This is a genomic window from Polynucleobacter sp. (assembly GCF_018500155.2).
Classification (GTDB): Bacteria; Pseudomonadota; Gammaproteobacteria; order Burkholderiales; family Burkholderiaceae; genus Polynucleobacter.
The window spans coordinates 1-7043 of sequence record NZ_JAHBAK020000040.1 but is presented as its reverse complement, the minus strand read 5'-3'; the positions used below and the strand labels follow the sequence as shown (position 1 = coordinate 7043).

General features: G+C 45.6%; 14 protein-coding genes and 2 pseudogenes. All 16 read right to left on the bottom strand.

Features of this window, described 5'->3' with window-relative positions; all coding sequences use genetic code 11:
- Positions 1 to 65 (bottom strand): annotated as a pseudogene (locus tag KIH43_RS05445) (30S ribosomal protein S14); the annotation flags it as partial.
- A gap of 9 nt (positions 66 to 74) precedes the next feature.
- On the bottom strand, positions 75 to 617 hold the full coding sequence (gene rplE, locus KIH43_RS05440; protein WP_296969829.1) for a 50S ribosomal protein L5: 543 nt from the start codon (positions 615 to 617) through the stop codon (positions 75 to 77).
- 16 nt (positions 618 to 633) lie between these two features.
- Positions 634 to 942, bottom strand: coding sequence for a 50S ribosomal protein L24 (rplX, locus tag KIH43_RS05435; RefSeq protein WP_296969826.1), 309 nt, complete (start codon positions 940 to 942; stop codon positions 634 to 636).
- A 9-nt stretch (positions 943 to 951) separates the two neighbouring features.
- Positions 952 to 1320 (bottom strand): 50S ribosomal protein L14, encoded by a 369-nt coding sequence (gene rplN / locus KIH43_RS05430; protein ID WP_011901910.1) that lies wholly within the window; start codon positions 1318 to 1320, stop codon positions 952 to 954.
- A gap of 183 nt (positions 1321 to 1503) precedes the next feature.
- Positions 1504 to 1773, bottom strand: a complete 270-nt coding sequence (gene rpsQ, locus KIH43_RS05425; RefSeq protein WP_011901909.1) for a 30S ribosomal protein S17 — start codon at positions 1771 to 1773, stop codon at positions 1504 to 1506.
- Positions 1774 to 1785: 12 nt separating this feature from the next.
- Positions 1786 to 1980: a 50S ribosomal protein L29 gene (gene rpmC, locus KIH43_RS05420; RefSeq protein ID WP_296969822.1), complete on the bottom strand. Its 195-nt coding sequence runs from the start codon at positions 1978 to 1980 to the stop codon at positions 1786 to 1788.
- Positions 1981 to 1994: 14 nt separating this feature from the next.
- The gene (gene rplP / locus KIH43_RS05415) at positions 1995 to 2408 is read right to left on the bottom strand and encodes a 50S ribosomal protein L16 (RefSeq protein WP_011901907.1); all 414 of its coding nucleotides are present in this window, start codon (positions 2406 to 2408) and stop codon (positions 1995 to 1997) included.
- A gap of 2 nt (positions 2409 to 2410) precedes the next feature.
- Entirely contained in the window at positions 2411 to 3238 is an 828-nt protein-coding gene (gene rpsC / locus KIH43_RS05410; protein WP_296969818.1) for a 30S ribosomal protein S3, read from the bottom strand.
- A gap of 8 nt (positions 3239 to 3246) precedes the next feature.
- On the bottom strand, positions 3247 to 3579 hold the full coding sequence (gene rplV, locus KIH43_RS05405) for a 50S ribosomal protein L22 (protein WP_296969891.1): 333 nt from the start codon (positions 3577 to 3579) through the stop codon (positions 3247 to 3249).
- Between the two features lie 7 nt (positions 3580 to 3586).
- The gene (gene rpsS / locus KIH43_RS05400) at positions 3587 to 3865 is read right to left on the bottom strand and encodes a 30S ribosomal protein S19 (protein WP_011901904.1); all 279 of its coding nucleotides are present in this window, start codon (positions 3863 to 3865) and stop codon (positions 3587 to 3589) included.
- 19 nt (positions 3866 to 3884) lie between these two features.
- Complete coding sequence (gene rplB / locus KIH43_RS05395) at positions 3885 to 4715, bottom strand: 50S ribosomal protein L2 (RefSeq protein ID WP_068947694.1); 831 nt, start codon at positions 4713 to 4715, stop codon at positions 3885 to 3887.
- A gap of 2 nt (positions 4716 to 4717) precedes the next feature.
- Positions 4718 to 5032, bottom strand: a complete 315-nt coding sequence (rplW, locus tag KIH43_RS05390) for a 50S ribosomal protein L23 (protein WP_215374667.1) — start codon at positions 5030 to 5032, stop codon at positions 4718 to 4720.
- The gene (rplD, locus tag KIH43_RS05385; protein ID WP_114639433.1) at positions 5029 to 5649 is read right to left on the bottom strand and encodes a 50S ribosomal protein L4; all 621 of its coding nucleotides are present in this window, start codon (positions 5647 to 5649) and stop codon (positions 5029 to 5031) included. Before rplD ends, rplW begins: the two co-directional genes overlap by 4 nt.
- A gap of 11 nt (positions 5650 to 5660) precedes the next feature.
- Positions 5661 to 6317, bottom strand: coding sequence for a 50S ribosomal protein L3 (gene rplC, locus KIH43_RS05380; RefSeq protein WP_296969888.1), 657 nt, complete (start codon positions 6315 to 6317; stop codon positions 5661 to 5663).
- Between the two features lie 198 nt (positions 6318 to 6515).
- A complete protein-coding gene (rpsJ, locus tag KIH43_RS05375) occupies positions 6516 to 6827 on the bottom strand; it encodes a 30S ribosomal protein S10 (RefSeq protein WP_011901899.1) in 312 nt (103 codons plus the stop codon).
- A gap of 122 nt (positions 6828 to 6949) precedes the next feature.
- A pseudogene (locus KIH43_RS05370) lies at positions 6950 to 7043 on the bottom strand (elongation factor Tu); the annotation flags it as partial.

The window sequence follows — 7043 nt, the reverse complement described above, 5'->3', positions numbered from 1 at the left end:
GCAGCGTACTTCTCTACAGTTTTTGCGCGCTTATTTTCGCGCTCAATTAGGGATAGTTTTGCCACGTTAGCCTCTTAATTGCGGAAAGGGAATTTGAAAGCCGCCAACAAAGCTTTTGCTTCTTCGTCGGTTTTAGCAGTCGTTGTAATACTGATATTGAGACCACGGAGGGCATCAATTTTGTCGTATTCAATCTCAGGGAAAATGATCTGTTCTTTAACGCCAATGTTGTAGTTACCACGGCCGTCAAATGCCTTGCCTGAAATACCGCGGAAGTCACGTACACGCGGCAAAGCAACAGTCACAAAGCGATCTAAAAATTCGTACATGCGTTGTCCACGCAATGTCACCATGGCACCAATTGGGTAGCCTTGACGAATTTTGAAACCTGCAATCGCTTTTTTAGCTTTAGTGACAACTGGCTTTTGACCAGCAACTTTAGTTAAATCACCAACTGCATTTTCGATAACTTTCTTATCGTTCACAGCTTCACCCAAACCCATATTGAGAGTTACTTTGGTGATGCGTGGAACTTCCATTACAGACTTGTAACCAAACTTGTTGATCAAATCTGCAACTACTTTTTGTTGGTAGTGTTCTTGAAAACGTGTGCTCATAATTTCTTTCCGCCCCTTATGCGCTTAATGTTGCGCCAGTGGTTTTGAGATAACGTTGCTTTTTACCGTCTACGAGTTTGATACCAACACGTGATGGTTTGCCGTTAGCGTCAACCACAGCCACATTAGAAATGTGAACGGGCATAGTCTTGTCAATCATGCCGCCAGTAACGCCTGCAGCCGGATTGGGTTTAACACTCTTTTTGTAAATATTTACGCCTTCGATCACTAATTTGTCATCGAGAACAGCCGTTACTGTTCCTTGCTTGCCCTTATCGCGGCCAGTCAATAGAACGACGGAATCACCTTTACGAATCTTTTTCATGTCAGCCTCTTAAATCACTTCGGGGGCGAGAGAAACGATCTTCATGAACTTCTCAGTACGCAATTCGCGTGTGACAGGTCCAAAGATACGTGTGCCAATGGGCTCTAACTTTGCGTTGAGCAATACCGCAGCGTTTGCATCGAACTTAATCAATGAACCGTCTGGACGGCGAACACCCTTAGCTGTTCTTACAACAACAGCGTTATAAATATCACCTTTTTTTACACGGCCACGTGGAGCAGCAGACTTAACGCTGACTTTGATCACATCACCGATACTGGCGTAACGACGCTTAGAGCCGCCCAATACCTTGATGCACAAAACTTCACTGGCGCCAGTGTTATCGGCGACCTGCAATCTACTTTCAGTTTGTATCATTTCTAATCCCCAACTTGTTGGCCAAAGGCAAACAGTCTTGGTTCCGTCTATGGGCTTTAACGAATGCTAAAACCCGGAATTAAAGAAAAACACTACTTCTCAATAAAACTAGAGAAGCCTTCTATTCTACTACGTAAAACAGGGATTTGGGAAGAAACTTCGCCAAAACCCCCTAAAAATGCCTTAAATACCCTTAGAAGCCTCAACCAAACGGGTCACAACCCAAGATTTAGTGCGTGAAATTGGCTTAGATTCAGCAATTTCAACGGTATCACCCATCTTGTAAGTGCCCGCTTCATCATGTGCGTGGTACTTTTTGGACTGGCCAACGTACTTACCAATCACAGGATGCTTGACTTGACGCTCAACCAATACGGTCACAGTCTTTTGCATTTTGTCGCTCACTACACGGCCCACGAGGGTGCGGCGCAAGGGTTTAGATAACTCTGTCATATCCCTTTATCCTTATTTCTGTGCAGTCTTTTGAGCAATAAACGTCTTCACGCGAGCGATATCGCGCTTTGTCTTGCCCAATTGACTGGTGTTAGTAAGTTGCTGAGTACCCTTTTGCATACGGAGCTTAAAGTTTGCCTTTAAGAGCTCTGTCAATTCTGCATTCAAGGCAGTCAGATCTTTGGCTGCTAATTCTTTATTTTTCATAATTTCTATTCCGATCAACCTAAGTGGCGAATTACGAAAGTGGTTTGTAATGGCAACTTCGCTGCAGCAAGCTTGAAAGCCTCGCGTGCTAATTGCTCATCTACACCATCCATCTCATAAAGCACTTTGCCTGGTTGGATTTCTGCTACGTAGTACTCTGGGTTACCTTTACCGTTACCCATACGTACTTCAGCAGGCTTTTGTGAAATTGGCTTATCTGGGAAAATACGAATCCAAATACGGCCACCACGTTTAATGTGACGGGTCATTGCGCGACGTGCTGACTCAATTTGACGAGCAGTTAAACGTCCACGGCCAACGGCCTTCAATCCAAAGTCACCAAAGGCTACAGAACTACCGCGTGTTGCCACGCCAGTGTTACGACCTTTTTGTTCCTTACGATACTTGCGACGCTTTGGTTGTAGCATGCTTACTCTCCTGACTTCTGCGTATCGGCGGCAGGTGCTTCAACCTTACGCACACGCTTTACTGCTGGCTTAGCAGCAACTAATGGCTTGTCAGCACCAGCAGCTGGTTTACGAGCAGCTGTTTTGCTTGGAGCACGACGAGTTTTCTTTTCTTCGGCAGCTGGCTCAGCAGATGGAGCGGCTACTTGAGCTTCTGCACCGCGGGCTAATGTATCGCCCTTGTATACCCAAACTTTTACACCAATGATGCCGTAAGTTGTTTCTGCCTCAGATGTTGCGTAATCAATATCTGCCTTCAATGTATGAAGTGGAACGCGACCTTCACGATACCATTCACGACGTGCAATCTCTGCTCCATTCAAACGGCCTGAAGACATGATCTTGATGCCTTGTGCGCCAAGACGCATAGCGCTTTGCATAGCACGCTTCATAGCGCGACGGAACATGATGCGCTTTTCTAGCTGCTGAGTAATAGAGTCAGCAATTAATTGTGCATCTACTTCTGGCTTACGAATTTCTTCAATATTCACATGAACTGGAACGCCCATACGCTTTTGTAATTCGCGGCGGAGAACTTCAATATCTTCACCTTTTTTGCCAATAACAACGCCTGGACGTGAGCTATAGATCGTAATGCGGGCGTTCTTAGCAGGACGCTCGATGACAACTTTGCTGACGGATGCATTTTTTAGCTTTTTCTTCAAATAGCTGCGGACATCAACGTCCTCTTTCAGCATCTTTGCAAAATCAGTATTGTTTGCATACCAACGTGATGTCCAATTCTTCGTTACCGCGAGTCGGAATCCGGTGGGGTTAATCTTTTGGCCCATATCTTTCCTTAGTTACTCAAGGTCACGCTGATGTGACATGTTTGTTTTTCGATTTGATTGCCACGACCTTTAGCGCGTGCAGTGAAGCGCTTCAAGGAGGTTGCCTTATCAACGATTACAGCTGAAACCTTGAGCTCGTCAATGTCAGCGCCTTTGTTGTGCTCAGCATTTGCAATTGCTGACTCAACGACTTTTTTCATAATGAAGGCAGCTTTTTTGGGGCTGAAGTTCAAAATGTTTAATGCGCGCGAAATTGGCAAACCACGAATTTGGTCAGCGACCAAACGTGTTTTTTGCGCAGAAATGCGGGCACCCTTGTGAATAGCTTTAACTTCCATCATCATCCCCTTACTTCTTCGTTACTTTCTTGTCAGCAGCGTGACCTTTGAAAGTACGGGTCAAGGCGAATTCGCCTAACTTATGACCCACCATGTTTTCTGATACATAAACCGGAACATGTTGGCGACCGTTATGTACAGCAATCGTCAGACCAATAAAGTCTGGGAGGATTGTTGAACGGCGTGACCAAGTTTTGATCGGCTTTTTGTCCTTGTTGGCTTGCGCAACTTCAACTTTTTTTACCAAGCTGGCGTCGCAAAATGGGCCTTTTTTAGCTGAACGTGTCATATCTATTTATCCTTATCGCTTAACGTTTTTGACGACGTTGAACGATCATCGAAGTTGTACGCTTATTGCGACGTGTGCGATAACCTTTGGTTGGAGTACCCCATGGAGATACAGGTACACGGCCTTCGCCAGTTCTACCTTCACCACCACCGTGTGGGTGATCTACTGGGTTCATTGCCACACCGCGAACGGTTGGACGAATACCACGCCAGCGATTTGCACCTGCTTTACCAATTTGACGCAAGCTGTGCTCTTCATTACCAACTTCACCAATAGTGGCGCGGCACTCGATCAACACACGGCGAACTTCGCCAGAGCGCAAACGTACTTGAGCGTAAACGCCCTCACGTGCCAACAATACTGCTGAACCACCAGCAGAACGCGCAACTTGTGCACCTTTACCTGGCAGAATTTCTACGCAGTGAATCGTGCTACCAACTGGGATGTTGCGAATGGGCAAATTGTTACCAGACTTGATTGGCGCCTCAGAGCCATTCATGATGGCTTGACCAACAGTCATGCCCTTAGCGGCCGGAATGTAGCGACGCTCACCATCTGCAAACACGATCAATGCAATATTTGCACTGCGGTTTGGATCATATTCCAAGCGTTCTACTTTTGCTGGAATACCATCTTTGTCATTGCGCTTGAAGTCAACAACACGATAGTGATGCTTATGACCGCCACCCTTATGACGAGTAGTGATGTGGCCGTTATTGTTACGACCTGCTTTTTGAAACTGTGGCTCTAACAATGGTGCAAAAGGCTTGCCTTTATGGAGGTCAGGATTGACCACCTTGACCATTGAGCGACGACCTGGTGAGGTCGGTTTTGTTTTCATCAAAGGCATGATTAATTCGCCTCCGCTTCAAAGTTAATTTCTTGACCTGGCTTCAAATTCACATAGGCCTTCTTAGTGTGATCACGGCGACCTTCAAAACGGCCATAGCGCTTAGGCTTACCTTTTTGATTCACGATTTGAACTGAGTCAACTTGCACCTTGAAGAGCAATTCAACTGCTTGTTTTACATCGGTCTTGTTCGCGTCACGCGCTACTTGGAAAACTACTTGCTCGTTTTTCTCTGCAACCATAGTGGCTTTTTCAGAGATCACTGGACCAAGCAGAACCTTCATGAGGTTGTGATCGTTTTTACGGACTTGGCTCATTTCAGCAACTCCTCAATTTTTGCGATCGCAGCTTTGCTAACCAATACTTTTTTGTATTGAACCAAAGCCAATGGATCAGCGTGCTGTGGCTCAACCACGGCAACTTTATGTAAGTTACGTGATGCCAAGTACAAATTCTCACTCACTTGATCAACGATGATCAAGACTGAATCCAAGCCCATTGCTTTAACTTTCTCAGCTAAAACTTTGGTTTTTGGAGCATCGAGATTGAATTGATCAACCACATTCAAACGACCTTCGCGAGCCAACTGAGACAAAATAGATCTCATGCCAGCGCGGTACATTTTCTTGTTTACTTTTTGGCTGAAATTCTCTTCTGGAGAATTCGGGAATATACGACCACCTCCACGCCACAGCGGAGAAGAGCTCATACCAGCACGTGCACGACCAGTACCTTTTTGACGCCAAGGTTTCTTGGTTGTGTGCTTAACTTGCTCACGGTCTTTTTGTGCACGGTTACCACTGCGTGCATTCGCTTGGTAAGCCACTACAACTTGGTGTACCAATGCTTCGTTGTATTCACGCTCGAATACTTCTGGTGAAGCTTGTACGCCTGCACCTAAAGTACCGTTGTCCTGGAGAAGCTTAAGTTCCATATTCGCTCTCCTTATTTCTTCTTCAACGGTGTTTTCACCGCTGGAGTAACAATAACTTTACCGCCTGGGGCGCCTGGAATAGCGCCTTTAACCATGATGAGATTACGTTCTGCATCAATGCGTGCGATGACTAAATTTTGTACGGTACGTGTAACGTCACCAAGGTGGCCAGTCATGCGCTTACCTGGGAAAACACGACCTGGATCTTGTGCCATACCGATAGAACCTGGTACGTTGTGTGATCTAGAGTTACCGTGTGATGCGCGACCAGAAGCGAAGTGATAACGCTTGATGGTACCTGCATAACCTTTACCGATTGTTACGCCTTGCACATCTACTTTTTGACCAGCAGTAAAAGCAGCGTCAGCAGGAATTACTTGTCCTGGAGTCATTTCTGCAATTTTTGCTGCATCCAAATGGAATTCGTTGAGTGCATTACCAGCCATAACACCTGCTTTTGCAAAGTGGCCAGCCATTGATTTGGTAACGCGGGTAGCTCTACGTGTGCCATGTGCCAACTGGATAGCATCATAGCCATCAGTTGCCTGGGTCTTGATTTGAGCGATTCTGTTATCGCTCACGTCAATTACGGTGACAGGAATTGCTTCCCCTTCGTCCGTAAAGAGACGGGTCATGCCGACCTTGCGGCCGATTAAGCCTAAGCTCATATTCATGCTCCACGCCGACTTCGATTGGTCGGCAAAATTAATTTAAGTGATTTACAAGTAAAAGTACTTCTAAATCAATAACTTACAACGTTTTTAATGCTAATAAAACCATAAAATCTGCCAAAATTTACTCAGCATAGCCTTAGATTCTATCCCGAAAACCCAGTCTTGGCAAGTGCCGAGACTGGAAACAACAAATTACTGCAACTTAATTTCGACGTCCACACCTGCTGGAAGGTCTAATTTCATCAAAGCATCTACAGTTTTCTCAGTAGGATCAACGATATCCATCAAACGAAGATGGGTACGGATCTCTAACTGATCACGAGATGTCTTGTTTACGTGTGGTGAACGCAAGATATCAAAACGCTCAATTCGAGTTGGCAAAGGTACTGGTCCTTTAACAACTGCACCAGTGCGCTTAGCTGTATCAACGATCTCAGCTGCAGACTGGTCAATCAAACGGTAATCAAACGCTTTAAGACGAATACGAATTTTTTGGTTTTGCATATTAATTCCAAAGAGCGATGTGGTGCTGCCACGTTATACATCTAAAGAGCACGGTGACATCAGCAGCACTGATGTCACCGGTTAGCAAACCGCTAAATATTGTTACTAGTAATACCTACTACTTAAGCCAAAATCTTTGCAACCACGCCGGCGCCAACAGTACGGCCACCTTCACGGATCGCAAAACGTAAACCTTCTTCCATCGCGATTGGCGCG

Bases quoted from the DNA above. Each gene is read 5' to 3' on its own strand.
- rplP (WP_011901907.1), bottom strand. From the start codon at position 2,408: ATGCTACAACCAAAGCGTCGCAAGTATCGTAAGGAACAAAAAGGTCGT.
- rpsJ (WP_011901899.1), bottom strand. From the start codon at position 6,827: ATGCAAAACCAAAAAATTCGTATTCGTCTTAAAGCGTTTGATTACCGT.
- rpmC (WP_296969822.1), bottom strand. From the start codon at position 1,980: ATGAAAAATAAAGAATTAGCAGCCAAAGATCTGACTGCCTTGAATGCA.
- rplC (WP_296969888.1), bottom strand. From the start codon at position 6,317: ATGAGCTTAGGCTTAATCGGCCGCAAGGTCGGCATGACCCGTCTCTTT.
- rplE (WP_296969829.1), bottom strand. From the start codon at position 617: ATGAGCACACGTTTTCAAGAACACTACCAACAAAAAGTAGTTGCAGAT.
- rplX (WP_296969826.1), bottom strand. From the start codon at position 942: ATGAAAAAGATTCGTAAAGGTGATTCCGTCGTTCTATTGACTGGCCGC.
- rplB (WP_068947694.1), bottom strand. From the start codon at position 4,715: ATGCCTTTGATGAAAACAAAACCGACCTCACCAGGTCGTCGCTCAATG.
- rpsC (WP_296969818.1), bottom strand. From the start codon at position 3,238: ATGGGCCAAAAGATTAACCCCACCGGATTCCGACTCGCGGTAACGAAG.
- rpsS (WP_011901904.1), bottom strand. From the start codon at position 3,865: ATGACACGTTCAGCTAAAAAAGGCCCATTTTGCGACGCCAGCTTGGTA.
- rplN (WP_011901910.1), bottom strand. From the start codon at position 1,320: ATGATACAAACTGAAAGTAGATTGCAGGTCGCCGATAACACTGGCGCC.
- rplD (WP_114639433.1), bottom strand. From the start codon at position 5,649: ATGGAACTTAAGCTTCTCCAGGACAACGGTACTTTAGGTGCAGGCGTA.
- rpsQ (WP_011901909.1), bottom strand. From the start codon at position 1,773: ATGACAGAGTTATCTAAACCCTTGCGCCGCACCCTCGTGGGCCGTGTA.
- rplV (WP_296969891.1), bottom strand. From the start codon at position 3,579: ATGATGGAAGTTAAAGCTATTCACAAGGGTGCCCGCATTTCTGCGCAA.
- rplW (WP_215374667.1), bottom strand. From the start codon at position 5,032: ATGAGCCAAGTCCGTAAAAACGATCACAACCTCATGAAGGTTCTGCTT.